Source organism: Ottowia pentelensis, from assembly GCF_964341695.1.
The window spans coordinates 1,807,217-1,831,552 of sequence record NZ_OZ224513.1; the positions used below are offsets into that span (position 1 = coordinate 1,807,217).

At 68.3% G+C, this 24,336-nt stretch carries 27 protein-coding genes; 15 read left to right on the forward strand and 12 right to left on the reverse strand.

Annotated elements, in window-relative coordinates:
• Positions 1-69: 69 nt before the first annotated feature.
• Positions 70-540 (reverse strand): (R)-mandelonitrile lyase, encoded by a 471-nt coding sequence (locus tag ACWHMB_RS08785; protein ID WP_377479754.1) that lies wholly within the window; start codon positions 538-540, stop codon positions 70-72.
• A 144-nt stretch (positions 541-684) separates the two neighbouring features.
• Here ACWHMB_RS08785 and ACWHMB_RS08790 point away from each other — a divergent pair, with 144 nt between their 5' ends.
• Positions 685-1,608 carry a LysR family transcriptional regulator gene (locus ACWHMB_RS08790; RefSeq protein WP_377479751.1) on the forward strand — a complete coding sequence of 308 codons (924 nt, stop codon included), beginning with the start codon at positions 685-687 and terminating at the stop codon, positions 1,606-1,608.
• Positions 1,609-1,663: 55 nt separating this feature from the next.
• On the opposite strand, the gene ACWHMB_RS08795 is transcribed toward ACWHMB_RS08790, so the two are convergent.
• Complete coding sequence (locus ACWHMB_RS08795; RefSeq protein ID WP_293225169.1) at positions 1,664-2,017, reverse strand: SWIB/MDM2 domain-containing protein; 354 nt, start codon at positions 2,015-2,017, stop codon at positions 1,664-1,666.
• A 230-nt stretch (positions 2,018-2,247) separates the two neighbouring features.
• Here ACWHMB_RS08795 and rraA point away from each other — a divergent pair, with 230 nt between their 5' ends.
• Positions 2,248-2,748: a ribonuclease E activity regulator RraA gene (rraA, locus tag ACWHMB_RS08800; RefSeq protein ID WP_377479748.1), complete on the forward strand. Its 501-nt coding sequence runs from the start codon at positions 2,248-2,250 to the stop codon at positions 2,746-2,748.
• A 7-nt stretch (positions 2,749-2,755) separates the two neighbouring features.
• Here the strand turns inward: rraA and ACWHMB_RS08805 are convergent, their stop codons facing one another.
• On the reverse strand, positions 2,756-3,655 hold the full coding sequence (locus ACWHMB_RS08805) for a DMT family transporter (RefSeq protein ID WP_377480764.1): 900 nt from the start codon (positions 3,653-3,655) through the stop codon (positions 2,756-2,758).
• A 406-nt stretch (positions 3,656-4,061) separates the two neighbouring features.
• Here ACWHMB_RS08805 and aceA point away from each other — a divergent pair, with 406 nt between their 5' ends.
• Positions 4,062-5,390, forward strand: coding sequence for an isocitrate lyase (aceA, locus tag ACWHMB_RS08810; RefSeq protein ID WP_293225164.1), 1,329 nt, complete (start codon positions 4,062-4,064; stop codon positions 5,388-5,390).
• An 88-nt stretch (positions 5,391-5,478) separates the two neighbouring features.
• Here the strand turns inward: aceA and ACWHMB_RS08815 are convergent, their stop codons facing one another.
• Positions 5,479-6,372: a DMT family transporter gene (locus ACWHMB_RS08815; RefSeq protein ID WP_377479744.1), complete on the reverse strand. Its 894-nt coding sequence runs from the start codon at positions 6,370-6,372 to the stop codon at positions 5,479-5,481.
• Positions 6,373-6,607: 235 nt separating this feature from the next.
• Between ACWHMB_RS08815 and ipdC the strand changes: the two genes are divergently transcribed.
• Complete coding sequence (gene ipdC / locus ACWHMB_RS08820) at positions 6,608-8,257, forward strand: indolepyruvate/phenylpyruvate decarboxylase (RefSeq protein WP_377479741.1); 1,650 nt, start codon at positions 6,608-6,610, stop codon at positions 8,255-8,257.
• 166 nt (positions 8,258-8,423) lie between these two features.
• On the opposite strand, the gene ACWHMB_RS08825 is transcribed toward ipdC, so the two are convergent.
• Positions 8,424-9,443, reverse strand: coding sequence for an AI-2E family transporter (locus ACWHMB_RS08825; RefSeq protein ID WP_293225158.1), 1,020 nt, complete (start codon positions 9,441-9,443; stop codon positions 8,424-8,426).
• A 32-nt stretch (positions 9,444-9,475) separates the two neighbouring features.
• Positions 9,476-10,519, reverse strand: coding sequence for a phosphoribosylformylglycinamidine cyclo-ligase (gene purM / locus ACWHMB_RS08830; protein ID WP_377479738.1), 1,044 nt, complete (start codon positions 10,517-10,519; stop codon positions 9,476-9,478).
• A 143-nt stretch (positions 10,520-10,662) separates the two neighbouring features.
• Between purM and hda the strand changes: the two genes are divergently transcribed.
• From hda to ACWHMB_RS08865, 7 genes are all read left to right on the forward strand, one after another.
• Positions 10,663-11,349: a DnaA regulatory inactivator Hda gene (hda, locus tag ACWHMB_RS08835; RefSeq protein ID WP_377479735.1), complete on the forward strand. Its 687-nt coding sequence runs from the start codon at positions 10,663-10,665 to the stop codon at positions 11,347-11,349.
• 36 nt (positions 11,350-11,385) lie between these two features.
• Positions 11,386-12,081: a histidinol-phosphatase gene (locus tag ACWHMB_RS08840; protein WP_377479732.1), complete on the forward strand. Its 696-nt coding sequence runs from the start codon at positions 11,386-11,388 to the stop codon at positions 12,079-12,081.
• On the forward strand, positions 12,078-13,652 hold the full coding sequence (pcnB, locus tag ACWHMB_RS08845; protein ID WP_377479729.1) for a polynucleotide adenylyltransferase PcnB: 1,575 nt from the start codon (positions 12,078-12,080) through the stop codon (positions 13,650-13,652). The genes ACWHMB_RS08840 and pcnB overlap by 4 nt, the downstream gene beginning before the upstream one ends.
• A 4-nt stretch (positions 13,653-13,656) precedes the next feature.
• Positions 13,657-14,148, forward strand: coding sequence for a 2-amino-4-hydroxy-6-hydroxymethyldihydropteridine diphosphokinase (gene folK / locus ACWHMB_RS08850; RefSeq protein WP_377479727.1), 492 nt, complete (start codon positions 13,657-13,659; stop codon positions 14,146-14,148).
• Positions 14,145-14,507 (forward strand): DMT family protein, encoded by a 363-nt coding sequence (locus ACWHMB_RS08855; protein WP_377479724.1) that lies wholly within the window; start codon positions 14,145-14,147, stop codon positions 14,505-14,507. Before folK ends, ACWHMB_RS08855 begins: the two co-directional genes overlap by 4 nt.
• An 88-nt stretch (positions 14,508-14,595) precedes the next feature.
• Positions 14,596-15,243, forward strand: coding sequence for a DUF47 domain-containing protein (locus ACWHMB_RS08860; RefSeq protein ID WP_447648509.1), 648 nt, complete (start codon positions 14,596-14,598; stop codon positions 15,241-15,243).
• Positions 15,244-15,437: 194 nt separating this feature from the next.
• Positions 15,438-16,448 carry an inorganic phosphate transporter gene (locus ACWHMB_RS08865; RefSeq protein WP_293220733.1) on the forward strand — a complete coding sequence of 337 codons (1,011 nt, stop codon included), beginning with the start codon at positions 15,438-15,440 and terminating at the stop codon, positions 16,446-16,448.
• A gap of 25 nt (positions 16,449-16,473) precedes the next feature.
• Here the strand turns inward: ACWHMB_RS08865 and ACWHMB_RS08870 are convergent, their stop codons facing one another.
• Positions 16,474-16,926, reverse strand: coding sequence for a hypothetical protein (locus ACWHMB_RS08870; RefSeq protein ID WP_293220730.1), 453 nt, complete (start codon positions 16,924-16,926; stop codon positions 16,474-16,476).
• A 185-nt stretch (positions 16,927-17,111) separates the two neighbouring features.
• Between ACWHMB_RS08870 and rpsP the strand changes: the two genes are divergently transcribed.
• Together rpsP and rimM are read left to right on the forward strand one after the other, a co-directional pair.
• On the forward strand, positions 17,112-17,372 hold the full coding sequence (gene rpsP / locus ACWHMB_RS08875; protein ID WP_293220727.1) for a 30S ribosomal protein S16: 261 nt from the start codon (positions 17,112-17,114) through the stop codon (positions 17,370-17,372).
• 7 nt (positions 17,373-17,379) lie between these two features.
• Positions 17,380-17,946 carry a ribosome maturation factor RimM gene (rimM, locus tag ACWHMB_RS08880; protein ID WP_377479719.1) on the forward strand — a complete coding sequence of 189 codons (567 nt, stop codon included), beginning with the start codon at positions 17,380-17,382 and terminating at the stop codon, positions 17,944-17,946.
• Here rimM and ACWHMB_RS08885 read toward each other — a convergent pair.
• The 5 genes from ACWHMB_RS08885 to ACWHMB_RS08905 all read right to left on the reverse strand — a co-directional run bounded on the left by ACWHMB_RS08885 (position 17,940) and on the right by ACWHMB_RS08905 (position 22,523).
• Positions 17,940-18,239 (reverse strand): septum formation initiator family protein, encoded by a 300-nt coding sequence (locus ACWHMB_RS08885; RefSeq protein ID WP_377479716.1) that lies wholly within the window; start codon positions 18,237-18,239, stop codon positions 17,940-17,942. The genes rimM and ACWHMB_RS08885 overlap by 7 nt on opposite strands.
• A gap of 36 nt (positions 18,240-18,275) precedes the next feature.
• Positions 18,276-19,562, reverse strand: a complete 1,287-nt coding sequence (gene eno / locus ACWHMB_RS08890) for a phosphopyruvate hydratase (RefSeq protein WP_377479713.1) — start codon at positions 19,560-19,562, stop codon at positions 18,276-18,278.
• A gap of 102 nt (positions 19,563-19,664) precedes the next feature.
• Positions 19,665-19,958, reverse strand: coding sequence for a DUF1330 domain-containing protein (locus ACWHMB_RS08895; protein ID WP_377479710.1), 294 nt, complete (start codon positions 19,956-19,958; stop codon positions 19,665-19,667).
• Positions 19,959-19,968: 10 nt separating this feature from the next.
• Entirely contained in the window at positions 19,969-20,826 is an 858-nt protein-coding gene (kdsA, locus tag ACWHMB_RS08900) for a 3-deoxy-8-phosphooctulonate synthase (RefSeq protein ID WP_377479707.1), read from the reverse strand.
• A complete protein-coding gene (locus ACWHMB_RS08905) occupies positions 20,823-22,523 on the reverse strand; it encodes a CTP synthase (protein WP_377479704.1) in 1,701 nt (566 codons plus the stop codon). Before ACWHMB_RS08905 ends, kdsA begins: the two co-directional genes overlap by 4 nt.
• A gap of 104 nt (positions 22,524-22,627) precedes the next feature.
• On the opposite strand from ACWHMB_RS08905, the gene coaBC reads away from it, so the two are divergent.
• A complete protein-coding gene (gene coaBC, locus ACWHMB_RS08910; RefSeq protein ID WP_377479702.1) occupies positions 22,628-23,869 on the forward strand; it encodes a bifunctional phosphopantothenoylcysteine decarboxylase/phosphopantothenate--cysteine ligase CoaBC in 1,242 nt (413 codons plus the stop codon).
• Entirely contained in the window at positions 23,866-24,312 is a 447-nt protein-coding gene (gene dut / locus ACWHMB_RS08915; protein ID WP_293225747.1) for a dUTP diphosphatase, read from the forward strand. The genes coaBC and dut overlap by 4 nt, the downstream gene beginning before the upstream one ends.
• Positions 24,313-24,336 lie beyond the last annotated feature (24 nt).

Consider the following 24,336-nt stretch of genomic DNA (forward strand, 5'->3'; position numbering starts at 1 on the left):
GCGCGGATGGATACGCCTGAGGCGGCGATCGCCGCGCCCAGTGCCAGCGCGCACGCGAGCGCGACATGCCTAGCGGCCGTTGTATTGCTCATCGCTCACCAGCTCCATCCAGTCCACGGCCTTGCCGTCGCGTACATAGGCGATGGCGTAGTGGCTCATGCGGCTGTCCCTGGCCGCGCCGTGCCAGTGCTTGACGTCGGGATCGCACCAGACCACGTCCCCCGCCTTGATTTCGCGCTTCGGCTGGCCTTGCTCCTGCACCCAGCCTCGGCCTTCGGTGACGATCAGCAGCTGGCCGGCGGGATGGGTGTGCCAGGCCGTGCGGGCGCCGGGCATGAAATCGACCTGGCCGACGCTGCCGTAGCGACCGCTGTTGCCCGCGGCCTTGAGGTCCACCGCCGCCTGGCCGGAAAAGATCTTGGCGTCGCCGATCTGCGTCGGGGTGCTTCCCGCGGGGCTGATCTGCATGCCTTCGGCGTGGGCGCAAGCGCCGCCAACGGCGAGGGCAAGTGACAGGGTGGTGGTGGCAAGCAATTTCATGAGGGCTCCTGGGTTTGTTCAATCGAAAGGGCCGATATCGGATGGGTTTTCGTGCCTTGACAAGGCATGTGACTCAGTTTAGGCATCGAGTCATTCGTTGATAAGATGGAAAAATCTGAACAAGCATGTGCATGGAATGCACCAATGCCAGCCGAAAACCTGAACGACCTGCGCGCCTTCGTGGCGGTGGCGCACGAACGCAGCTTCACGCGCGCCGCCGCGCAGCTGGGCATGTCGCGCTCGGCCCTGAGCCACGCCATGACCGCGCTGGAGGCACGCCTGGGCGTGCGCCTGCTGACGCGCACCACCCGCAGCGTCTCCGCGACCGAGGCCGGCACGCGCCTGCTGAGCCGCCTGTCGCCGATGTTCAGCGAACTTGAGGCCGAATTGACCGCGCTGCGCTCGGCGCGGGACAAGCCGGTCGGCACCGTGCGCATCACCGCCCACGACCACGTCATTGTCGACGTGCTGTGGCCCCGGCTGCTGCCGCTGCTGCGCGAGCACCCCGACGTCCGGATCGAGCTGAACGTGGACTACGCGCTCACCGACATCGCGGCGCAGCGCTTCGACGCCGGGGTGCGCATCGGCAGCCGGGTGGACAAGGACATGATCGCCGTGCGCATCGCGCCCGACCTGCGCATGGCCGTGGTCGCGTCGCCCGCCTACCTGCAGGACAAACCGCGGCCCGCCGCGCCGCACGATCTGGCCGAGCACCGCTGCATCAACCTGCGCCTGCCCACGCATGGTGGCCTGTATGCCTGGGATCTGGAAAAGGACGGCCAGGCCATCCGTGCGCGCGTGGACGGGCAGGCGGTGTTCAACAACACCTTTCTGATGCTCCAGGCCGCGCTGGACGGCCTGGGCCTGGCCTTTGTGCCGCTCAGTCTGGCGCAACCGCACCTCGATCAGGGGCAGCTGCTGGCGGTGCTGCAGGACTGGTGGCCGCTGTTTCCGGGCTACCACCTCTACTACGCCAACCGCCGCCAGTTGGCGCCGGCCCTGGCGCTGGTGATCGAGGCGCTGCGCTGGCGTGACGGCCAGCCGGCGCGGCTGGGCGGCAAGACATGAAAAAACCGGCTCGCATGGAGCCGGTTTTTTGGGGGCTGCGAGGCCGCTGGCGCGATCAGGACAGGTGCGCGTTGACCAGCTTGGTCATCTCGAACATCGTCACCTGCGGCTTCTTGAAGATTTCCTTCAGCTTGGCGTCGGCGTTGATGTTGCGCTTGTTGGCCGCGTCCTGCAGCTTGTGGTGCTTGATGTATTCCCAGATCTTCTTGGTGACCTCGGTACGGGGCATCGGCTTGGCGCCGATCACCGCGGCCAGCGCCGGGCTGGGCGTCATGGCCTTCATGAAGGCGGGGTTGGCCACGCGCTTCTTGGCGGGGGCGGCCTTTTTGGCGGGTGCGGCGGCCTTCTTGGCCGGAGCCGCCTTCTTGGCGGGCGCCGCTTTTGCGGGAGCTTTCTTTGCAGTTGCCATGGTTGGAATCCTCTTTGTTGATTGAACCGATGCTGACGGGCCGGCACACATGAATGCATCTGCCTGGCTGACAAGAATGCTACTGGATGCGGAGCACGTTTCCAAGCGGAAAGTGCGCTCGCAGCCCCTTGGGTGTTGCTTTTTTCGCGGCGGAGGTCGCACTTGGCTATGCTTGGCGCTGTTTCGGCCCTGCCGGCCGTGGTTTCGCCCCTTGCCGGGCCCTCATCGACATGACTTCCACCCCGTTTTCGACCTGCGATCTGTGCGACGCCCACGAGGGCGACACCAGCGGCGACTTTCGCGTGCTGCCGCCGGTGTTTCGCGCCTTTGGTGCCGAGCGGGCTTTTTGCGGCCCGGTGCACACCTTGCGCGCGCCGGAGGACAACTCGCGCGTGCGCGAAGCCGTGGCCAGCGCGGGTGAGGGCCGGGTGCTGGTGATCGATGGCGGCGGCTCGCTGCGCCACGCGCTGGTGGGCGGCAACCTGGCGCTGGCGGCGGCGCGCAACGGCTGGGCCGGCATCGTGGTGGACGGCAGCGTGCGCGACCTGGCCGAACTGCGTGCCGCCGGCATTCCCGTGCGCGCGCTCGCGGCCATGCCGCTGCGCACCGCCAAGCGCGGCGAGGGCCAGGCCGGCGAGCCGGTGTGCATCCAGGGCGTGTGGGTGCGGCCCGGCGACTGGCTGTACGCCGACGAGGACGGTATCGTGGTCGCAGGGCGCTCGCTGACCTGACCCGCGCTCAATTGGCGTCGGCCGATGAGGCCGGCCGGACCCGCAGCGCCGCGCGCGAGGGCAGCGTGGCCAGCAGCACGCCCGCCAGCGCCACGCCAAAGGCCAAACCCTGCGCGCCGCTGAGCGGCTCGCCCAAAACGCCCACGCCCACCAGGGCGGCGCTGATCGGCAGCAGCACGGTGAACACGCCGGCCTGCGCGGCCGGCACGCTTTTCAAGCCGGTCATCCACAGCCACACGGTCCACATGCACGCCGCCAGCGCATAGAACAGCAACAGCACCCACATGCCGGGCGCCACGGCGGCGAAGTCGAAGTCCCGTGCCAGCCACAGGCCGAAGGGCGTGGTCAACGCGAACCCCCACAGGTTGATCAGCGACGAGATGCGGCGCGGCCCCAGGGCGCCGGTCAGCTTCTTGCCGATGACGGCGTAGCTGGCCTCGCACAGCACCGCGCCCACCAGCAGCAGGTTGCCCAGCCAACTCAGGTTGTGCGAGCCTGGCGCGCCGGCGGTGACGTGCGGCACTTGCGCCAGCGACAGCAGGCCGATGCCGAGCACCGCGCAGGCCACGCCGGCCCACACGCGCGGCGCCACGCGCTCGCGCAGGAACAGCCAGGACAGCAGGGCCACGGCGGCCGGAATGGCCGCCATGATGACGCCGGCCGACACCGCCGTGGTCAGCTTGACGCCCGAGATCATGCACAGGGTGAACAGGAAGTTGCCCAAGAAGGATTCGAGGAACAGCAGGCGCCGCGTCGGCGGCGTCAGCGCCGGTTCGTCGGCCGGCTTGCGCAGCCAGTGCGCCATGGCCACGGCGCCGATGCCGAAGCGCAGCCAGGCCAGCAGGAAGACCGGAAACACCAGCGCCAGCGGCTTGGTCAGCGCCACGTAGCTGCCCACCAGGCTCATCGACAGGGCCAGGCAGCCGTAGGCGGCCAGGGAAGGGCGGGCGGGAGCGGAAGACACGGGCGGGCGGGGCACACGAGGGTGGCCGAAATATAGCGGCAGCTGCACAGTCGTGGCGGCGTGACCGGTGCATTTCAAGATGCACATTTTTCGTTTCGCCAGTTGAAATATCGAATGCTGCAGTGCCGCAATCATTTCTTGATATGAGATATTGAATTTCAAATAAAGAAACGCGTCATACAACATATTGATTTCAAACGAGATAAATTTTGTCTTGTATAAGACATAAGAATCGTTCTCTGTCTTATACAAGAGTATGATTCACCCCAACGCCAGCATCCAAGGCGCGGCCTGCGGGCCGCCGGGGCTGGCGCCCAAACCCTCAGCAACCCCACGACTGGAGCATTTCATGCCGAACACCAACGAGCAACTCAGCCGCGAGCAACAGATCGCCGCCCTGGAGAAGGATTGGGCGAACAACCCGCGCTGGAAGACCGTCAAGCGCGGCTACAGCGCCGCCGACGTGGTGCGCCTGCGCGGCAGCCTGCCGATCGAGTACACGCTGGCCAAGCGCGGCGCCGAGAAGCTGTGGGGCCTGATCAACGGCGAATCCAAGAAGGGCTACGTCAACGCCTTCGGCGCCATCACCGCCGGCCAGGCCATGCAGCAGGCCAAGGCCGGCCTGGAGGCCGTGTACCTGTCGGGCTGGCAGGTGGCCGCCGACGGCAACACCAGCGAGACCATGTATCCCGACCAGTCGCTGTACGCCTACGACTCGGTGCCGACCATGGTGCGTCGCATCAACAACACCTTCAAGCGCGCCGATGAAATCCAGTGGGGCCGCGGCATCAACCCGGGCGACAAGGCATTCATCGACTACTTCCTGCCCGTCGTGGCCGACGCCGAGGCCGGCTTCGGTGGCGTGCTCAACGCCTTCGAGCTGATGAAGAACATGATTGCTGCCGGCGCCTCCGGCGTGCACTTCGAGGACCAGCTGGCCGCCGTCAAGAAGTGCGGCCACATGGGCGGCAAGGTGCTGGTGCCCACGCAGGAAGCGGTGGAGAAGCTGATCGCCGCGCGCTTCGCCGCCGACGTGATGGGCGTGCCCACCATCGTGCTGGCGCGCACCGACGCCGAGGCCGCCAACCTGCTGACCAGCGACGTCGACGCCAACGACAAGCCCTTCGTGACGGGCGAGCGCACGCAAGAAGGCTTCTACCGCGTGAAGAACGGCCTGGAGCAGGCCATCAGCCGCGGCGTGGCCTATGCGCCCTATGCCGACCTGGTGTGGTGCGAGACCGGCGTGCCCGACATCGGCTTCGCCCGCGAGTTCGCCCAGGCCGTGCTGGCCAAGAACCCCGGCAAGCTGCTGTCCTACAACTGCTCGCCGTCCTTCAACTGGAAGAAGAACCTGAGCGACAAGCAGATCGCCTCCTTCCAGGAAGACCTGTCCGCGCTGGGCTACAAGTTCCAGTTCATCACCCTGGCCGGCATCCACAGCAACTGGTACAACACCTTCAAGTTCGCCCACGCCTATGCGCGCGGCGAAGGCATGAAGCACTACGTCGAGATGGTGCAGGAGCCCGAGTTCGCCGCGCGCGAGCAGGGCTACACCTTCGTGTCGCACCAGCAGGAAGTGGGTGCGGGCTACTTCGACGACGTGACCACCGTGATCCAGGGCGGCTCGTCCTCGGTCAAGGCGCTGACCGGCTCGACCGAGGAAGAGCAGTTCCACTGATCTCGGGCGAAGGCCGGCCGACATCCTCGGCCGGCGAGGAGACAAAAAGCCGCGGCACGCCGCGGCTTTTTGCTGCCCGGCGCAGCGCTCAGTCGATGCTTGCCGGCCGGCGGCTCGGCCACAGCACCGAGGCGATGGCCACGCACATCAGCGCCATGGCGCTCCAGTCCTGCCAGTGAATGGGCTCGCCCAGCCACAGCGCGCCGATGAACACGCCCAGCACCGGAATCATCATCACGCTGAGCGTGGAAGCCACTGGTGGCAGCGTGCGCGCCAGCGAGAACCAGGCGATCTGCGCCACGCTCAGCACCAGCAGCGCGTTGTAGGCGGTGGCCCACAGCGTGTTGGTGCCGGGGACGTGCCATTGCGCGCGCTCCAGCAGCACGCTGAGCAACACCATCAGCGCCGCCGCCGCCGCCATCATCCAGAACGCCAGCGTGGGCGTGGACAGCGTGAGCGTGGAGCGGCGCAGCAGCTGCGTGCCATAGGCCCAGGACAGGGCCGCCAGCAGCATCAGCGCCACGCCCACTGGGCGCCCGCCCATGGCGCCCAGCTCGTTCCACAGCAGCAGCAACACGCCCAGCGCCGCCGCCGCCACGCCCAGCCAGCCGCGTGGGCCCAGGCGGTCGCGCCACAGCCAGGCGCCCAGCAGGGCCGTGAAGATGGGCATGGTGTAGCCCAGGATGGCCGCACGCCCGCTGGACAGCATGGGAATGGCGATGATCATGGGCGCGTTCCACAGCGCCAGGTTGAACAGGCCCAGCCACGCCACGGCGCCCCAGGCCGCGCGCGGGACGGCCAGCGGCAGGCGCTTGATGCGCAGCCAGGCCCACAGCACCGGCAGCGCCAGCACCATCTGCAGCGCGCGAAACGCCAGCGGCGGAAAGCCCTGCACGCCGAATTTCATCACCGGCCAATTGGCGCCCCAGACCACGGTGACGAACAAAAGAGCGATCAACTGCTTGCGGGTCAGGGCGGCCATGGCGCTCGATTGTGCCGGTGCGCGCGCGGGTGCGCCGGTGAGGGTAGCGATGCCCGGTGAGGCTGCCGGGCCTTCGGTCGGATGATTTTTGAATCACATAAATCGGTCGATAAATGCGGACGATATGCATGAAATCAGCGTATTCATGGCAATGAACGTCGATCTTGATGCGCGTCATGGGCTTATGTCCCTCAGCCTTTCATCATGAGCTTCACTACCTTGACGGAGCTCTCCCATGACCCTCGGCCTGTCCCTGCTGCGCGCGCTCAAGAGCCACGGCGCGCGCGAAATCTTCGGCATTCCCGGCGACTTCATCCTGCCGCTGTTCAAGCAGATCGAGGAAAGCGCCATCCTGCCCCTCATCACGCTCAGCCACGAGCCCGGTCTGGGTTTTGCGGCGGACGCGGCCGCGCGCATGCACGGCGGCATCGGCGTGGTGGCCGTCACCTATGGCGCGGGTGCGCTCAACACCGTCAACGCCGTGGCCAGCGCCTATGCCGAGCGCGTGCCGCTGGTGGTGCTGGCTGGCTGCCCGGGCGAGGTGGAGGCGCACTCGGGCCTGTTGCTGCATCACCAGGTGCGGCACGTCGATTCGCAGTGGCGCATCTTTGGCGAGATCACCTGCGACCGCGTGCGTCTGTCGGATCCGCAGACCGCGCCGGCCGAGCTGGCCCGCGTGCTGCGCAGCTGCCGCGAGTATTCGCAGCCGGTGCTGATCGAGGTGCCGCGCGACATGACACTGGCGCCCATGGCCGAGGTGCCGGTGCTGCCCGAGAGCGCCTTCAGCGCCGAGGCGGTGGCCGAGTGCGCCGACGAGTGGATGGCGCGCATCCAGGGCGCCCAGCGCCCGGTGCTGGTGCTGGACGTGGAGATCCGCCGCTTCGGCATCGAGGCGCGCGTGGCCGAGCTGGCGCGCCGCCTGCAGCTGCCGGTGCTCACCACCTTCATGGGCCGCGGCCTGCTGACCGACGCCGGCACGGGCGAGGGCGTTCAGCTGCACGGCACCTATCTGGGCGTGGCGGGCGATGCGGCCACCACGGCGCTGCTGGACGAGTCCGACCTGCCGGTGATGCTGGGCGCCATCCTGTCGGACAACAACTTCGGCGTCAGCGCGAAGCAGCTGGACTTTCGCCGCGCCCTGATTGCCGCGCACCGCGAGGCGCGCGTGGGCCACCATCTGTATCCCGACATTCCGCTGGCCGCCCTGGTCGAGGCCCTGCTGGAGCGCGCCCCGGCCGTGCCCATGCGCAAGGCCCATGCGCCAGCGCCCAGCCCCGACCATCCGCGCGGGCTGGTGGCCGACGACACGCCGCTGCGCGCGGGCGACCTGAGCCGCGCGCTCAACGACTGCATCGCGGTGCATGGCCCGATCAACGTGGTGTCCGACATCGGCGACTGCCTATTTGCCGCGCTGGAGTTGCTGCCCACGCCGCTGGTGGCGCCGGGCTACTACGCCACCATGGGTTTCGGCGTGCCGGCCGGCATCGGCGCGCAGGTGGCCACCGGCCAGCGCTGCCTGATCCTGGTGGGTGACGGCGCCTTCCAAATGACCGGCTGGGAGCTGGGCAACTGCCCGCGTTTGGGGCTGGACCCGATCGTCATCGTGCTCAACAACCAGACCTGGGAGATGATCCGCGCCTTCCAGACCGAGTCGCGCTGCGCCGCGCTGGGCGACTGGCGCCTGGCCGACTGCGCCGACGCCCTGGGCGGGCGCGGCCACCGCGTGCACACGCGGCGCCAGTTCAAGTCCGCGCTGGACGCCGCCCTGGCCGAGCGCGGGCGCTTTCAGCTGATCGAGCTGATGGTGCCGCCGGGCGACAGCACGCCCATGCTGCAGCGCTTTTCGGAAGGCATCCGTGCGCTGCGGGCGCGGGCAGCGGGTTAGTCCACGGAGCCGCGTACCACCCGCGCTGCTGATCAGTCAAAGAGCCGAACGGCCGCGGAGCAGGCCATACCAGCGATCGCCGTGGAAGGGCTCCGCCCGCCCACAGGCGATGCCCCTTGAGGGGGAGGAGCAACAACGCGAAGCGTGTGGAGCCTGGGGGGAGCGTTTACACCCAGCCGCCGGCCTGCAGCTCCTGCTTGGCGTAGGCATAGAACAGCGGCGCCGCCACCAGGCCGGCGGGGCCGAAGACCGCCTCCATCACGAACATCACGGTCAGCAGCTCCCACACGCCCATGTGGGTGCGGTGGCCGATGACCTTGGCGTTGATGAAGTACTCGGCCTTGTGGATCAGGATCAGAAAGGCCAGGCAGGCCAGCGCCACGCTGGGCGACACCGAGACGCCGACCAGGGTGATCACCGTGTTGCAGATCAGGTTGCCGACGATGGGGATCAGCCCGGCGACGAAGGTCAGCGCGATCAGCGCGGTGGTGTAGGGCAGGCGGCTGTCGGCCAGCGGCAGGATGACCAGCAGGAAGATGGCCGTCAGGCTGGTGTTGAACAGCGAGATCCAGAACTGCGCCACGATGATCTGGCGAAAGCTTTCGCCAAAGCGCAGCACGCGCTGGTGCAGCTGCGCCGCCAGCGGCTTGAGGCCGGCGGCGCTGGGGCGCACGGCCGCCAGCGCGCCGATCAGCAGGCCGACGTAGGAAAACAGCAGGCCCGACAGCCAGGCACGCCCGGTCGTGGCCAGGGTGCCGGCCTTGCTGACCAAGTAGCTGGCGATGGCGTGCTGGATCTCGACCGAGCCCTCGGGCAGCTGGGCCGCCACGTCGTGCGGCAGGCGGTTGCGCAAGTCCAGCACGGTGCGCGCCAGAAAGCTTAGCAGCTCGCGGTACTGCGCCGGCGCGTCCAGCAGCAGGCCGCGCGTGCGCGGCAGCGCGATGGCCAGCAGGACGATCGGCAGCAGGGCCACCAGGGCGGCGGCCAGCGCGGGCGCGCGCCGGGCCTGGGTGTGCAGCAGCGGCGCCAGGCGCGGGCTGAACCAGCGCGTGCTGAAAAACCCCACGCACACGCACAGCAGGCCGGGCAGCAGGCCCTGCCACATGACGATCAACAGGGCCGCCACCATGACCAGGTGGCTGGCCACCGTGGCGGCGCGCAGACGGGCGTCGGGCAGGGCGCTCATCGAGCCGGGTTGCTGCCGTGCTGCGGGCCGGGTCAGGCCACCGTCACGGCGGGCCCGCTGCCGCGCGGGGCGATGCGGCCGATCTCGAACACCTGCTCGCCCGCCGCGCGCAGCGTCTGCGCGCAGGCGGCGGCCTGCTCGGGTGCCAGCACCAGCACCATGCCGATGCCGTTGTTGAAGGTACGGTTCATCTCGTGCTCGTCGATGCCGGCCGTGCGCTGCAGCCAGGCGAACAGCTCGCTTTGCGGCCAGCTGCCCTTGACCAGGTGCGCCGCCAGCGCATCGGGCAGCACGCGCGGAATGTTCTCCAGCAGGCCGCCGCCGGTGATGTGGGCCAGGGCTTTGACCGGATGGGCCGCCAGCGCCGCCAGCACGCTCTTGACGTACAGCCGCGTGGGTGCCATCACCGCCTGGCGAAAGGGCTGGCCGTCCAGCGTGGCGGGCAGCTGGGCGCCGGCGCGCTCGATGCACTTGCGCACCAGCGAAAAGCCGTTGCTGTGCACGCCGCTCGAAGCCAAACCCAGCACCACGTCGCCCGCGGCCACCTCGCGCCCGGTCAGGATCTTCGACTTCTCGACCACGCCCACGGCAAAGCCGGCCAGGTCGTATTCGCCGGCCGGGTACATGCCGGGCATCTCGGCCGTCTCGCCGCCGATCAGCGCGCAGCCCGACAGCTCGCAGCCCTGGGCGATGCCGCCGACCACCGCCGCGGCGGTGTCCACGTCGAGCTTGCCGCAGGCGAAGTAGTCGAGAAAGAACAGCGGCTCGGCGCCTTGCACCAGCACGTCGTTGACGCTCATGGCCACCAGGTCGATGCCCACGGTGTCGTGCATGCCCCACTCGAAGGCCAGCTTCAGCTTGGTGCCCACGCCGTCGGTGCCGCTCACCAGCACCGGCTCGCGGTAGCGCTTGGGCACTTCGAACAGCGCGCCGAAGCCGCCGATGCCGCCCAGCACGCCCTCGCGCAAGGTCTTTTTGGCCAGCGGCTTGATGCGCTCGACCAGCGCGTCGCCGGCGTCGATGTCGACACCGGCATCCTTGTAGCTGAGGGGAGGGTTGGCAGCGGTGGGGCTCATGGGCAGGGCGCCGGCGGCGCGATGCTTAAAATCAAAGGCTCGATTCTAGGCGTTGGCCCGCCGGCCCCCAGGCCGCGCCGCCAACCCGATCACGGCGTCATGCCCCGCTGCCTCCCATTCATTTCCTGTCCGGTTTGCGCTCGATGAAGCAGATGGCCCTGGACATCGCGCTGGCACCCGAGCCCACGCTGGCCGCGTTCGTGCCGGCCGGCAATGCCGAGGCGCTGGCGCACCTGCGGCTGTGGTGCGAAGGCCCGGCGCGCTCGCCGCTGCCGATCTACCTGTGGGGCCCCGAGGGCGCCGGCAAGACGCATCTGCTGCGCGCGGCGCGCCAGGCGCTGGCCGGGCAGGGGGCGGCCAGCGGCTGGCTGGACGCGCAGGCCGCGCCCCACACCGCGTTCGACGCGCGCTGGGACGTGGTGCTGCTGGACGAGGTGCAGCGCTACGGCCCCGAGCTGCAGCAGACCGCGTTCAACTGGTTCATCAACGCCGCCACGCCCGCCGACGGCCGCCCGCGCGCCGTGCTGGCCGCCGGTCGCCTGCCGCCGGCCGACCTGCCGCTGCGCGAGGACTTGCGCACGCGCCTGGGCTGGGGCCACGTGTTCGAGCTGCACCCGCTGCCCGACGAGCAGGGCCGCGCCGCGCTGCGCCAGGCGGCGGCGGCGCGCGGGCTGGCGCTGGGCGACGACGTGATCGACTACGTGCTGGCGCGCTTTTCGCGTGACCTGGGCAGCCTGATGCAGCTGCTGGACCAACTGGACCGCTACGCGCTGCAGACGCAGCGCCCCATCACCATCCCGCTGATTCGCTCGATGCTGCAAAATGAGTAGCTGCTCGCGCTTGATCAACGGGCGCTGGAGGCCTTTTTGACTTATAAACTCACGCTGTTCGACCTGGACTACACCCTGCTGCCGCTGGACTCGGACCACGCCTGGGGCGAGTTCACCACCGCCTTGGGCTGGACCGACGCGCAGCAGTTCAGGCAGCGCAACGACGCCTTCTATGCCGCTTACCAGGCCGGCACGCTGGACATCCACGACTACGTGCGCTTTGCCACCGCGGCGGTGCGCGCGCACGGCCCGCAGGCCGCGCAGCAGGCGCAGGCGCGCTTTCTGCGCGAGGTGATCGAGCCGGCCATCACCCCGCAGGCGCTGGCGCTGGTGCAGGCCCACCAGCGGGCGGACGACGCGGTGGTGGTGGTCACCGCCACCAACGCCTTCGTCACGCGCCCGATCGCGCAGCGCCTGGGGGTGGATGAGCTGATCGCGGTGGAGCTGGAGCAGGGCGCGGACGGCTGGATCACCGGCGAAATCCGCGGCACGCCCTCGTTTCGCGAAGGCAAGGTGACGCGGGTGCACGATTGGCTGCGCGCGCGTGGGCTGGACTGGGGCGACGCCGAGATCAGCTTTTATTCCGACTCGATGAACGACCTGCCGCTGCTCGAACGCGCCGCCCACCCGGTGGCCACCAACCCCGATGCGCGCCTGCGCGCGCTGGCCGCGGCGCGCGGCTGGCGCGTCCTCGACCTTTTCACGCCAGAACACAAAGAAGAAACCGCATGATCAAGAACTTTTTCGACAAGCTGATCGACAAGGCCACCGGCGGCCACGGCCGCAAGCGCGGCGGCAAGCGGGTGGAGCTGGGCCCGCAGGCGCACGGCATCAACCCGGCGCTGGTGGACGAGCGCGCCGTCACGGTGGTGCGCACGCTGAAAGAGGCGGGCTATCAGGCCTACATCGTTGGCGGCGCGGTGCGCGACTTGCTGCTGGGGCTCAAGCCCAAGGACTTCGACGTTGCCACCAACGCCACGCCCGAGCAGGTCAAGCAGCTGTTTCGGCGCGCCTTCATCATCGGGCGGCGCTTTCGCATCGTGCACGTGGTGTTCGGGCGCGGGCGCGAGCACGAGGTGATCGAGGTCTCGACCTTCCGCGCCAACGTCGACAACGCGCATTCCGAGCACGTGAGCGGCAACGAGCGCACGGCCAAGAGCCAGCTGGCCGGCATGAAGCACGCGGTGGACGCCAGCGGGCGCGTGCTGCGCGACAACGTGTGGGGCACGCAGGAGGACGACGCCGCGCGGCGCGACTTCACCGTCAACGCCATGTACTACGACCCCGAGACGCGCGTGCTGGTGGACTACCACGGCGGCATGCAGGACGCGCAGAAAAAGCGCATCCGCATGATCGGCGACCCGGCCACGCGCTACCGCGAAGATCCGGTGCGCATCATCCGCGCGGTGCGCTTCGGCGCCAAGCTCTCGCGGCTGGGCTTCACGCTCGATCCCAAGACCGCCAAGCCGCTGCAAGACGGCATCGCGCTGCTGGCCGAGGTGCCGCAAAGCCGCCTGTTTGACGAGATGCTCAAGCTGCTGCAGACCGGCCACGCCGTCGCCAGCGTCGAGCAGCTCAAGAAGCTGGGCCTGGCGCGCGGCATCTACCCGCTGCTGGACGTGGTGGTCGAGCGCGCCGAGCAGCCCTTCGTCAAGGCCGCGCTGCTGGACACCGACCGCCGCGTGGGCGAGGGCAAGCCGGTGGCGCCGTCCTTTCTGCTGGCCTGCGTGCTGTGGCAGGACGTGCAGGCCGGCTGGCAGCAGCGCCTGGCACGCAAGGAGCACCCGTTTCCGGCCCTGCAGGCGGCCATCGACGAGGTGTTCGATGCCCGCATCGGCGACGTGTCCGGCCGCGGCAAGCTGGGCGGCGACATGCGCGAAATCTGGATGATGCAACCGCGCTTTGAAAAGCGCGGCGGCAGCTCGCCCTTCAGCCTGGCCGAGCAGCCGCGCTTTCGCGCCGGCTTCGATTTCCTGCGCCTGCGCGCCGACGTGGGCGAGGTGGACGAGCCCCTGGTCGACTGGTGGCAGGCCTTCAGCCAGGCCGACGATTCGGCCCGCGAAGACCTGGTGCAGCAGCTGCGCGCGGAGCAACAGAAGGCCAAGAAGGCGCCGCGCACGCATCAAGTGAAAAAAGCGGCTGCAGCGCCCGCCGATCAAGCGCAGACAGCTCCTGAATCGATAGTATCCGACACTCATTCCGAGGCGACCGACACGGCACCCGCCGCACCGCGCCGCCGCCGTCGCCGGCGCAAGCCCGGCGGCAACGCGGCCGGTTCCGCATCGCCAGAGTCCGAGCAGTAAGCCCATGGAGCGCGCACCGGTCGCCGCCTTCATCGGGCTGGGCGCCAACCTGGGTGACGCGGTGGCCAGCGTGCGGCAGGCCATCCAGGCCTTGGCGCGCTCGCCCGGCACGCGCGCCTGCACCGCCTCGCGCCTGTATCGCAGCGCGCCGCTCGATGCCACGGGGCCCGACTTCATCAACGCCGTGGTGCGGCTGGACACCACCCTGACCGCGCCCGCGCTGCTGCAGGCCCTGCAGGCCATCGAGGCGGCGGCCGGGCGCCAGCGCCCCTACCGCAACGCCCCGCGCACGCTCGATCTGGACCTGCTTTTGTTTGGCACGGCCCGCATCGACAGCGCTCGGCTCACCGTGCCACATCCGCGCTGGCACCAGCGCGCCTTCGTGCTGCGGCCGCTGGCCGAGCTGGCACCGAAGCTTGTCTCGGCCGCGCTGCTGCAGGCCGTGGCCGATCAGGCGTGCGAGCCGCTGGAGCCGCCTCTGGAGCAGCAGGCATGAGCTGGTTCACCTCGCTTCCCATCGCGGCGCAGACCGTGCTGCTGCTGATCGCCAGCAACGCCTTCATGACCATGGCCTGGTACGGCCACCTGAAGAGCCTGAGCAGCGCGCCCTGGTACGTGGCCGCGCTGCTGAGCTGGGGCATCGCGCTGTTCGAATACCTGCTGCAGGTGCCAGCCAACCGCATCGGTTATCAGCAGTTCAGCGTGGCGCAGCTCAAGATCATGCAGGAGGTGATCACGCTCACCGTGTTCGTGCCGTTTGCCTGGCTGTACCTGGACCAGCCGCCCAAGCTGGACTATCTGTGGGCCGCGCTGTGTTTGGTGGGCGCAGTCTATTTCGTGTTTCGCGGCCATTGAGGCCGCATGCGGGCGTTAAACTTCGAAACCAGCACCGACACGACAGCCTCGGGCGCGCACGCGTCATCCGCCGAGAAAGAAGCCGACCATGTTGTTCAGCAAGCTCTTGCCCAAGGAGGGCAATTTTTTTGAGCTCTTCAATCAGCACGCCGATTGCATCGTCCAGGCGGCGCAGGCCTTTGAAAAGCTGGTCGCCAACTACGCCGACCCGCTGCTGCGCGACAAGTACAACCACGAGGTCGATCGCGCCGAGCGCGCCGCCGACAAGGTGACGCACGAGGTCAGCCGGCTGATCCACACCACCTTCATCACGCCGATCGACCGCGAGCAGATCCACGCGCTGATCAACATCATGGACGACGTGGCCGACCTGCTGCAGGACTCGGCCGAGACCATGGCGCTGTACGACGTGCACCACATGACCAGCGAGATGGTTCGGCTGACCGACTTGTCGGTCAAGTGCTGCGAGCGCGTGCAGGCCGCCGTCAAGCTGCTGGGCCGCATCGGCGACCAGGCCGTGGCCGAGCAGGCGCTGAAGGTGTGCGCCGAGATCGACGAGCTCGAATCCGACGCCAACCGCGTGATGCGCAGCGCCATGAGCCAGCTGTTTCGCCACGAGCCCGACGTGCGCGAGCTGATCAAGCTGCGTGCCATCTACGAGCTGCTGGAGACCGTGACCGACCGCTGCGAGGACGTGGCCAACCAGATCGAAGGCATCGTCCTCGAAAACTCATGAGCCCCCACGCTCCCTCGCTGCGCGTAGTGCGCTGGCCTTGCAGGCCGCGGAGCCGCCAGAGTCGGCTCCTCTTCGTGCTGTCCATTCCTGCACTGGCAGGACTGGAGCCGCAGCCCTCAGCCCCAAGGGGGCTCCAGCCGCCTTGGGGCGGCCCGGCGGCGGCTGACTCGCCTCGTTTCTTTCCTGGTTGATTCATGGAAGTTGCTCAAGTCACCCTGTGGGTGGTCGTGCTGCTGGTGGCGCTGGCGCTGGTGTTCGACTTCATGAACGGCTTTCACGACGCGGCCAACTCGATTGCCACCGTGGTCTCCACCGGCGTGCTGCGGCCGACGCAGGCAGTGGTGTTTGCCGGCTTCTTCAACATCGTCGCCATCTTCGTGTTCCACTTGAGCGTGGCCGCCACGGTGGGCAAGGGCATCGTCCATCCGGGCGTGGTCGACGTGCACGTGGTGTTCGGCGCGCTGATCGGCGCCATCGTCTGGAACCTGGTGACCTGGTACTACGGCATTCCCAGCAGCTCCTCGCACGCGCTGATCGGCGGCATCGTCGGCGCGGTGCTGGCCAAGTCGGGCTCGGGCGCGCTGGTGGTGGGCGGCATCCTCAAGATCGTGGCCTTCATCTTCGTCTCGCCGCTGCTGGGCTTTTTGCTGGGCTCGCTGATGATGGTGCTGGTGGCCTGGATCTTTCGGCGCACGCGGCCCAAGCGGGTGGACCGCTGGTTTCGGCGCCTGCAGCTGCTGTCGGCCGGCGCCTACAGCCTGGGTCACGGCGGCAACGACGCACAAAAAACCATCGGCATCATCTGGATGCTGCTGATCGCCACCGGCTACAGCAGCGCCACCGCGTCCGAGCCGCCGATCTGGACCATCGCCGGCTGCTACCTCGCCATCGGCCTGGGCACCATGTTCGGCGGCTGGCGCATCGTCAAGACCATGGGCCAGAAGATCACCAAGCTCAAGCCCGTGGGCGGCTTTTGCGCCGAGACGGGTGGGGCGCTGACCCTGTTCCTGGCCACGGCGCTGGGCATTCCGGTGTCGACCACGCACACCATCACCGGCGCCATCGTCGGCGTGGGCTCGACCGAGCGCGCCTCGGCGGTGCGCTGGGGCGTGGCGGGCAACATCATCTGGGCCTGGATCCTGACCATTCCTGCCAGCGCCTTCGTGGCCGCCGTGGCCTACTGGCTCAGCGGCCTGCTGTTCTGACCCACGCGCCGGCCGGCGTCGCCGGCTACTGCTGCTGCGACATCTTGCGCGCTTCGTCGATCTGGTACTCGTAGAAGTGCTGCAGGCTGAAGGCGATCGAGGCCATCAGCACGCCGGTGCCCACCAGCAGGGACGTGGTCACGCCCAGCACCGTCAGCCAGTTGGTGCGGCCGGCCGTGGCGGCGGGCTCGGCCCGCGGGTTGTGGCGGGCGTTCCATTTTTCGGGCGCCATCAGGCCGTAGACGATGGCCGTGAGCGAGCAGGCGGCAAAGGTGAAGCCCAGGCACGGGATCAAGAGCCAGCTCCAGCGGTCGTCCAGGCCGTACTGCTGCACGCGCTCGATGCCGTACAGGCCCAGCGCCGTCGGAATGGGCAGCAGCCAGCCCAGCCAGTCGCCCAGGCCCTTGAGGTAAAAGCGGTGCAGGCCCAGCGGGCCACCGACAAAGGCCAGCCAGGTGGCGAGGGTTTTGTTCTTCATGAAGCGGACGGAACTGCGAAGTCCGTTGGGTGGTGGCGAAAAAGCTATAATCATAGGCTCTTCGATGTGTCGCTGGCCGGGTGGCCATGTCGCGTGTCTCAGCATCGAGGAAAGCCTGCAGACAGGCGCCGGCCCGTCGGGCAGGCAAGGTCGGCAGGTCAACCACCCACAGGATTCAAACCACCATGGTCGTGATTCGTCTTTCTCGCGGCGGCGCCAAGGCCCGCCCGTTCTTCAACATCGTCGTCGCCGACAAGCGCGTGCGCCGCGACGGCCGCTTCATCGAGCGCATCGGTTTCTACAACCCGACCGCCGTCGGCGGCGAAGAAGGCCTGCGCATTGCGCAGGACCGTCTGAGCTACTGGCGTGGCGTGGGCGCGCAACCGTCGCCCACCGTCGAGCGCCTGATCAAGCAGGCCGCCCAGGCCACCCCCGCGGCCGCCTGACCGCCGCATGACCCCCGGGCTTGCGCCGGCCACGTTGCCGGCCGATGCGGTCGAAGTGGGCCGCATCCTCGATGCCTGGGGGGTTCAAGGCTGGTTCAAGGTCCAGCCCTACAGCGCCTCGCCCGAGGCGCTTTTTTCGTGCCGGCAATGGTTCTTGCTGCCACCCGAGCGCGGCGCCCGGGGCACGGTGGTCGAACCCATGCAACTGTCGATCCGCCAGGCGCGCGGCCACGGCGATGGCGTGGTGGCCAGCGCGCAAGGGGTGGGCGATCGCAGCGCGGCCGAAGGCCTCAAGGGCGCGCGCATCTTCATCGCGCGCTCGGCCTTTCCGCCCTTGCCCGAGGGCGAGTACTACTGGGTCGACCTGATCGGCCTGCAGGTGCACAACCGCGAAGGCGTGGCGCTGGGCGAGGTGGTCGACCTGATGTCCACCGGCCCGCAGCAGGTGCTGGTGGTGCGCGAAGCGCAGGGCGAGCGCCCGATCGAACGCCTGATTCCCTTCGTCGACGCCTACGTGGACGAGGTCGACCTGCCGGCGCGGCAGCTGCGGGTGGACTGGCAGCCCGACTACTGAGGCTTTTTGGGTGACGGTGCGGGGTTGACCTGCACGAAGATTTCGTTGGGCCGCACCATGCCCAGCTCGGTGCGCGCCTTTTCCTCGACCGTGCCCAGGCCTTCCTTGAGGTCGGCGACCTCGGACGCGAGCTGGTCGTTGAGCACTTTGGCCTTGGCGTTGGCGGCCTGCTGCTCGGCCAGCGTGCGCTGCAGCCCCGTCACCTCGGGCAGGCTGCCGCGGCCGAACCACAGCTGCCCGTGCACCACCCCCAGCAGCGCGACCAGCACGACCGGAACGATGCGTTGCGCCATGTCAGCGTGGGGTGTGACGCGCGGAGGGCTTGAGGCTCAGCGCAGGTTGTAGAAGGCCGCGCGGCCGGGGTACTGGGCCATGTCGCCCAAGTCTTCCTCGATGCGCAGCAACTGGTTGTACTTGGCGATGCGGTCGGAGCGGCTGAGCGAGCCGGTCTTGATCTGGCCGGCGTTGGTGCCCACCGCAATGTCGGCGATGGTGCTGTCCTCGGTCTCGCCCGAGCGGTGGCTGATGACGGCCGTGTAGCCGGCGCGCTTGGCCATCTCGATGGCGGCGAAGGTTTCGGTCAGGGTGCCGATCTGGTTGATCTTGATGAGGATCGAGTTGGCGATGTGCTTGTCGATGCCTTCCTTCAGGATCTTGGTGTTGGTGACGAACAGGTCGTCGCCCACCAGCTGCACCCTGTCGCCCAGGCGCTCGGTCAAGGTCTTCCAGCCGTCCCAGTCGCCCTCGGCCATGCCGTCCTCGATGCTGATGATGGGGTATTTGTCCACCCAGGTGGCCAGCATGTCGGTCCATTGCTGGGCGCCGAGCTTCAGGCCGCCTTCGCCTTCCAGCACGTACTGGCCGTCCTTGAAGAACTCGCTGGCGGCGCAGTCCAGGCCGACGGCGATCTGCTCGCCGGCGCTGTAGCCGGCGGCCTCGACGGCCTGCAGGATCAGCTGGATGGCCGCCTCGTGGTTCTCGACGCTGGGCGCAAAGCCGCCTTCGTCGCCCACGGCCGTGCTCATGCCCTTGTCGTTGATGATCTTCTTGAGCGCGTGGAACACCTCGGCGCCCCAGCGCAGGGCCTCGCGAAAGCTGGGCGCGCCCACCGGGATGATCATGAACTCCTGCAGGTCCAGGCTGTTGTTGGCGTGCGCGCCGCCGTTGATGACGTTCATCATCGGCACCGGCAGCTGCATGCCGTTCATGCCGCCGAAATAGCGGTACAGCGGCAGGCCCGATTCTTCGGCCGCCGCGCGGGCCACGGCCATGGACACGGCCAGCATGGCGTTGGCGCCCAGGCGGCTCTTGTTCTCGGTGCCGTCCAGCTCCAGCAGGGTCTTGTCCAGAAAGGCCTGCTCGGAAGCGTCCAGGCCCAGCACGGCTTCGGAGATTTCGGTGTTGATGTGCTCCACGGCCTTGAGCACGCCCTTGCCGCCGTAGCGCTTGGCGTCGCCGTCACGCAGCTCGATGGCCTCGCGCGAGCCGGTGGAAGCGCCGCTGGGCACGGCGGCGCGGCCCATGATGCCGGATTCGAGCAGCACGTCGCACTCGACGGTGGGGTTGCCGCGGCTGTCCAGCACTTCGCGGCCGACGATGTCAATGATGGCACTCATGGGTTGCAATCCTCGGGATCAAGGGATTTTGATGAAAAATGGCTGCAGCGCTTGTTACACAAGCGTCATCAACTATGAAATATATAGTATTTGGGCGGCTTTTCACATGCCGTCGACCAGCACCATGTTGAAGTACTCGGTGGTGCCGGCGCGCAGCTTGCGAATGTCGCCGTACACATCGCCGTCATAGAAGGATTTGGCCGCCTCGTAGCTTGGAAAACGCAGGACCACCACGCGGTGCGGCTGCCAGTCGCCTTCCAGCGATTCGTGCCGGCTGCCGCGCGCCAGATACTCGCCGCCGGCGGCCTTGACCGCCGGGGCTGCCGCGGCCATGTAAGCCTTGTACTGCTCGTGGTCGTTGATGCGCATCTCGACGATCAGGTAGGCGGCGGACATGGGGCTTCCTTCAGCAGGTGAAATCGTTTTCAAGAAACGGCTGCTGCTTGGTCACGCGATCGAGCGCGAGCAGGGTTTCCAGCAGCGCCTTCATGCGGCCCAGCGGCACGGCGTTGGGGCCGTCCGACAGGGCATGCGCGGGGTCGGGGTGGGTTTCCATGAACAGGCCGGCCACGCCCACGGCCACGGCGGCGCGGGCCAGCACCGGCACGAACTCGCGCTGGCCACCGCTGCTGGTGCCCTGGCCGCCGGGCAGCTGCACCGAGTGGGTGGCGTCGAACACCACCGGCGCGCCGGTCTCGCGCATGATGGCCAGGCTGCGCATGTCGCTCACCAGGTTGTTGTAGCCAAAGCTGGCGCCGCGCTCGCAGGCCATGAAGTGGTCGGTGGGCAGGCCTTTTTCGCTGGCCGCCGCGCGCGCCTTGTCGATCACGTTCTTCATGTCGTGCGGCGCCAGGAACTGCCCCTTCTTGATGTTGACCGGCTTGCCCGACTGCGCCACGGCGCGGATGAAGTCGGTCTGGCGGCACAAAAAAGCGGGGGTTTGCAGCACGTCGCAGACCTGGGCAGCGGCGACGATGTCGTCCTCGCTGTGCACGTCGGTCAGCACCGGCACGCCGATGTCGCGCCGCACCTTGGCCAGGATGTCCAGGCCCTTGTCGCGGCCCGGGCCGCGAAAGCTGGTGCCGCTGGAGCGGTTGGCCTTGTCGAAGCTGCTCTTGAAGATGAAGGGCACACCGAGGCTGGCGGTGATGTCCTTCAGCTGCCCGGCCACGTCCATCTGAAGCTGCTCGGACTCGATGACGCAGGGGCCGGCAATCAGAAAGAAGGGTTGGTCCAGCCCGACCTCGAAGCCGCAGAGTTTCATGCCGTTGCCTTGTCGGATTTGGCCTTGTCGGCCGGGGCCTTGGCGGCGGGCGCGCGCTGGTCCTGATGTGCCAGCGCGGCCTTGACGAAGGCGTTGAACAGCGGGTGACCGTCCCAGGGCGTGCTCTTGAACTCGGGGTGGAACTGCACGCCGATGAACCAGGGGTGCACGCTTTGCGGCAGCTCGATGATCTCGGTCAGGTGCTCGCGCTGGGTCATGGCCGAGATCACCAGGCCGGCATTGCGCAGCTGGTCGAGGTATTGCACGTTGGCCTCGTAGCGGTGGCGGTGGCGCTCGGTCACCACGTCGCCGTAGATGCTGTGCGCCAGCGTGCCGGGCAGCACGTCGGACGACTGGGCGCCCAGGCGCATGGTGCCGCCCAGGTCGGAGCTTTCGCTGCGCGTCTTGATGCTGCCGTCGGCGTCCTTCCATTCGGTGATGAGGGCGATCACCGGGTACTTGCACTGCGGGTCGAACTCGGTGCTGTTGGCGCCTTCCAGGCCGGCGACGTCGCGGGCGTATTCGATGGTGGCCACCTGCATGCCTAGGCAGATGCCCAGGTAGGGCAGCTTGTGCTCGCGCGCATAGCGGGCGGTGGCGATCTTGCCCTCGATGCCGCGCGCACCGAAGCCGCCGGGCACCAGGATGGCGTCGTACTTGGCCAGCTGGGCCGCGCTGGCCGGGGTGATGGTTTCGGAGTCGATGTGCTCGATGCGCACCCGGGCGTGGTTCTGCATGCCGGCGTGGCGCAGCGCCTCGTTGACCGATTTGTAGCTGTCCGACAGGTCGACGTACTTGCCCACCATGGCGATCGTGACCTCGCGCTGCGGGTGCTCCACCTCGTGCACCAGCGCGTCCCAGCGCGCCAGGTTGGCGGGCGGGGTGTTCAGGCGCAGCTTGTCGCAGATCAGGCCGTCCAGACCCTGCTCGTGCAGCATGCGCGGCACCTTGTAGATGGTGTCCACGTCCCACATGCTGATCACGCCCCATTCGGGCACGTTGGTGAACAGGCTGATCTTCTCGCGCTCGTCCTGCGGAATGCTGCGGTCGGCGCGGCACAGCAGGGCGTCGGGCTGGATGCCGATCTCGCGCAGCTTTTGCACCGTGTGCTGCGTGGGCTTGGTCTTGAGTTCGCCCGCGGCGGCGATCCAGGGCAGGTAGGTCAGGTGCACGAAGGCGCTGTGGTTGGCGCCGAGCTTGAGGCTGAGTTGGCGCACCGCCTCCAGGAAGGGCAGCGACTCGATGTCGCCCACCGTGCCGCCGATCTCGACGATGGCGACCTGGACCTCTTCGGGCGTGCCGACGCGGGCGCCGCGCCGGATGAAGTCCTGGATCTCGTTGGTGACGTGCGGGATGACCTGCACCGTCTTGCCCAGGTAGTCGCCGCGGCGCTCTTTCTCGAGCACGCTCTTGTAGATCTGGCCGGTGGTGAAGTTGTTGGCCTTCTTCATGCGCGCGGTCACGAAGCGCTCGTAGTGGCCCAGGTCCAGGTCGGTCTCGGCGCCGTCGTCGGTGACGAAGACCTCGCCGTGCTGAAACGGGCTCATGGTGCCCGGATCGACGTTGATGTAGGGGTCGAGCTTGATGAGGGTGACGTTCAGGCCGCGCGACTCGAGGATCGCGGCCAGCGAGGCCGAGGCGATTCCCTTGCCCAGGGAAGACACCACACCGCCGGTGACGAAGACGAATTTGGTCATGTCGATTGCGAAGGCGCGTTGCCTGCGCTCGGTGGGAAATTCCGATTATAGAAGCGCCCCCACCGTGCGCGCGGCCCTACGCCCGGTTTGCTACATTGCGCGCCATGAACGCAAACCCTTATGCCGGCGAGCTGGCCGGCCGGCGCATCGTGCTGGGCCTGACGGGCGGCGCGGCCTGCTTCAAGGCGGCCGAGCTGTGCCGCCTGCTGGTCAAGGCCGGCGCCACGGTGCAGGTGGTGATGACCGAGGCCGCGGGCCAGTTCATCACGCCGGTGGCCATGCAGGCGCTGTCGGGCCAGCCCGTGTATGTGTCCCAGTGGGATGCGCGGCCCGATAACAACATGGCCCACATCAACCTCAGCCGCGCGGCCGACGCCATCGTCGTGGCGCCGGCCAGCGCCGACTTCATCGCCCAGCTGGCGCAGGGCCGGGCCGGCGAGCTGCTGGCGCTGCTGTGCCTGGCGCGCCCGGCCGAGCGCGTGCCGCTGCTGCTGGCGCCGTCGATGAACCGCGAGATGTGGGCGCACCCGGCCACTCAACGCAACCTGCGCCAGATCGCGCTGGACGGCGCCCAGGTGCTGGGCGTGGCGCGCGGCGATCAGGCCTGCGGCGAATTCGGTGACGGCCGCATGCTGGAAGCGACCGAGTTGATGGAAGAACTGATTGCCGAACTTGCGCCCAAGGTGCTGGTCGGCCAGCACGTGCTGATCACCGCCGGGCCGACCTTCGAGGCCATCGACCCGGTGCGCGGCATCACCAACCGCTCCAGCGGCAAGATGGGCTTTGCCATCGCGCGGGCCGCACGCGAGGCCGGCGCGCAGGTCACCCTGGTGGCCGGCCCGGTGGCCTTGCCGACGCCGCGCGGGGTGCAGCGCGTGGACGTGGTTTCAGCACAGAACATGCATGACGCGGTGATGGAGTCTGCGCAGAACGCTCATATTTTCATAGCTACAGCGGCCGTCGCCGACTGGCGGCCGGCCACGGCGGCCGAGCACAAGATCAAGAAGGACGGCTCGGGCGTGGTACCACAGATGACGTTTGTCGAGAACCCCGACATCCTGGCCGAGGTGGCGCACGGCGCGCGCGCGCAGGCTGGCGAGCTGTTTTGCGTCGGCTTTGCCGCCGAGAGCCAGGACCTGCTGGCCAACGCGCAGGCCAAGCGCGCGCGCAAGGGCGTGCCGCTGCTGGTGGGCAACATCGGCCCGGCCACCTTCGGCCAGGACGACAACGCGCTGCTGCTGGTCGACGACGAGGCGGCCATCGAGTTGCCGCGCGCCAGCAAGCGCATGCTGGCCCAGCAACTGGTGGCCGAGATCGCGCGGCGCGTGTCGGGGTGGTCGGCATGAGGGTCGACGTCCGCATGCTGGACGAGCGCCTGCGCGCCCAGCCGCCGGCCTATGCCACGCCGGGCAGCGCCGGCCTGGATTTGCGCGCCTGCTTGCAGGAGCCTCTGCTGCTGGCGCCCGGCGCGTGCGAGCTGCTGCCCACCGGCCTGGCCATGCACCTGGCCGATCCGGGCTATGCGGCCGTGATCCTGCCGCGCTCGGGCCTGGGCCACAAACACGGCATTGTGCTGGGCAACCTGGTGGGCTTGATCGACAGCGACTACCAGGGCGAGCTGATGGTGAGCTGCTGGAACCGTGGTGCCACGGCCTTTCGCATCGAGCCCATGGAGCGCATCGCGCAACTGGTCGTGGTGCCGGTGGTGCAGGCGCAATTCAACTGGGTCGATGGCTTCGAGCCGTCCGCGCGCGGGCAGGGCGGCTATGGCTCCACCGGCCGAGCCTGAGGCCGGGCATCGATTACGTTTCGA

What these genes read in the sequence shown, in the direction of transcription:
- ACWHMB_RS08885 (WP_377479716.1), bottom strand. Translation starts at nt 18,239, where the DNA reads ATGGCGCAACGCATCGTTCCGGTCGTGCTGGTCGCGCTGCTGGGGGTG.
- ipdC (WP_377479741.1), top strand. Translation starts at nt 6,608, where the DNA reads ATGACCCTCGGCCTGTCCCTGCTGCGCGCGCTCAAGAGCCACGGCGCG.
- ACWHMB_RS08870 (WP_293220730.1), bottom strand. Translation starts at nt 16,926, where the DNA reads ATGAAGAACAAAACCCTCGCCACCTGGCTGGCCTTTGTCGGTGGCCCG.
- rpsP (WP_293220727.1), top strand. Translation starts at nt 17,112, where the DNA reads ATGGTCGTGATTCGTCTTTCTCGCGGCGGCGCCAAGGCCCGCCCGTTC.
- ACWHMB_RS08855 (WP_377479724.1), top strand. Translation starts at nt 14,145, where the DNA reads ATGAGCTGGTTCACCTCGCTTCCCATCGCGGCGCAGACCGTGCTGCTG.
- coaBC (WP_377479702.1), top strand. Translation starts at nt 22,628, where the DNA reads ATGAACGCAAACCCTTATGCCGGCGAGCTGGCCGGCCGGCGCATCGTG.
- ACWHMB_RS08905 (WP_377479704.1), bottom strand. Translation starts at nt 22,523, where the DNA reads ATGACCAAATTCGTCTTCGTCACCGGCGGTGTGGTGTCTTCCCTGGGC.
- rraA (WP_377479748.1), top strand. Translation starts at nt 2,248, where the DNA reads ATGACTTCCACCCCGTTTTCGACCTGCGATCTGTGCGACGCCCACGAG.
- ACWHMB_RS08805 (WP_377480764.1), bottom strand. Translation starts at nt 3,655, where the DNA reads ATGAGCCTGGTGGGCAGCTACGTGGCGCTGACCAAGCCGCTGGCGCTG.
- purM (WP_377479738.1), bottom strand. Translation starts at nt 10,519, where the DNA reads ATGAGCCCCACCGCTGCCAACCCTCCCCTCAGCTACAAGGATGCCGGT.
- hda (WP_377479735.1), top strand. Translation starts at nt 10,663, where the DNA reads ATGAAGCAGATGGCCCTGGACATCGCGCTGGCACCCGAGCCCACGCTG.
- ACWHMB_RS08795 (WP_293225169.1), bottom strand. Translation starts at nt 2,017, where the DNA reads ATGGCAACTGCAAAGAAAGCTCCCGCAAAAGCGGCGCCCGCCAAGAAG.
- eno (WP_377479713.1), bottom strand. Translation starts at nt 19,562, where the DNA reads ATGAGTGCCATCATTGACATCGTCGGCCGCGAAGTGCTGGACAGCCGC.
- rimM (WP_377479719.1), top strand. Translation starts at nt 17,380, where the DNA reads ATGACCCCCGGGCTTGCGCCGGCCACGTTGCCGGCCGATGCGGTCGAA.
- ACWHMB_RS08785 (WP_377479754.1), bottom strand. Translation starts at nt 540, where the DNA reads ATGAAATTGCTTGCCACCACCACCCTGTCACTTGCCCTCGCCGTTGGC.
- pcnB (WP_377479729.1), top strand. Translation starts at nt 12,078, where the DNA reads ATGATCAAGAACTTTTTCGACAAGCTGATCGACAAGGCCACCGGCGGC.
- dut (WP_293225747.1), top strand. Translation starts at nt 23,866, where the DNA reads ATGAGGGTCGACGTCCGCATGCTGGACGAGCGCCTGCGCGCCCAGCCG.
- ACWHMB_RS08815 (WP_377479744.1), bottom strand. Translation starts at nt 6,372, where the DNA reads ATGGCCGCCCTGACCCGCAAGCAGTTGATCGCTCTTTTGTTCGTCACC.
- ACWHMB_RS08865 (WP_293220733.1), top strand. Translation starts at nt 15,438, where the DNA reads ATGGAAGTTGCTCAAGTCACCCTGTGGGTGGTCGTGCTGCTGGTGGCG.
- ACWHMB_RS08860 (WP_447648509.1), top strand. Translation starts at nt 14,596, where the DNA reads ATGTTGTTCAGCAAGCTCTTGCCCAAGGAGGGCAATTTTTTTGAGCTC.
- folK (WP_377479727.1), top strand. Translation starts at nt 13,657, where the DNA reads ATGGAGCGCGCACCGGTCGCCGCCTTCATCGGGCTGGGCGCCAACCTG.
- aceA (WP_293225164.1), top strand. Translation starts at nt 4,062, where the DNA reads ATGCCGAACACCAACGAGCAACTCAGCCGCGAGCAACAGATCGCCGCC.
- ACWHMB_RS08790 (WP_377479751.1), top strand. Translation starts at nt 685, where the DNA reads ATGCCAGCCGAAAACCTGAACGACCTGCGCGCCTTCGTGGCGGTGGCG.
- ACWHMB_RS08895 (WP_377479710.1), bottom strand. Translation starts at nt 19,958, where the DNA reads ATGTCCGCCGCCTACCTGATCGTCGAGATGCGCATCAACGACCACGAG.
- ACWHMB_RS08825 (WP_293225158.1), bottom strand. Translation starts at nt 9,443, where the DNA reads ATGAGCGCCCTGCCCGACGCCCGTCTGCGCGCCGCCACGGTGGCCAGC.
- kdsA (WP_377479707.1), bottom strand. Translation starts at nt 20,826, where the DNA reads ATGAAACTCTGCGGCTTCGAGGTCGGGCTGGACCAACCCTTCTTTCTG.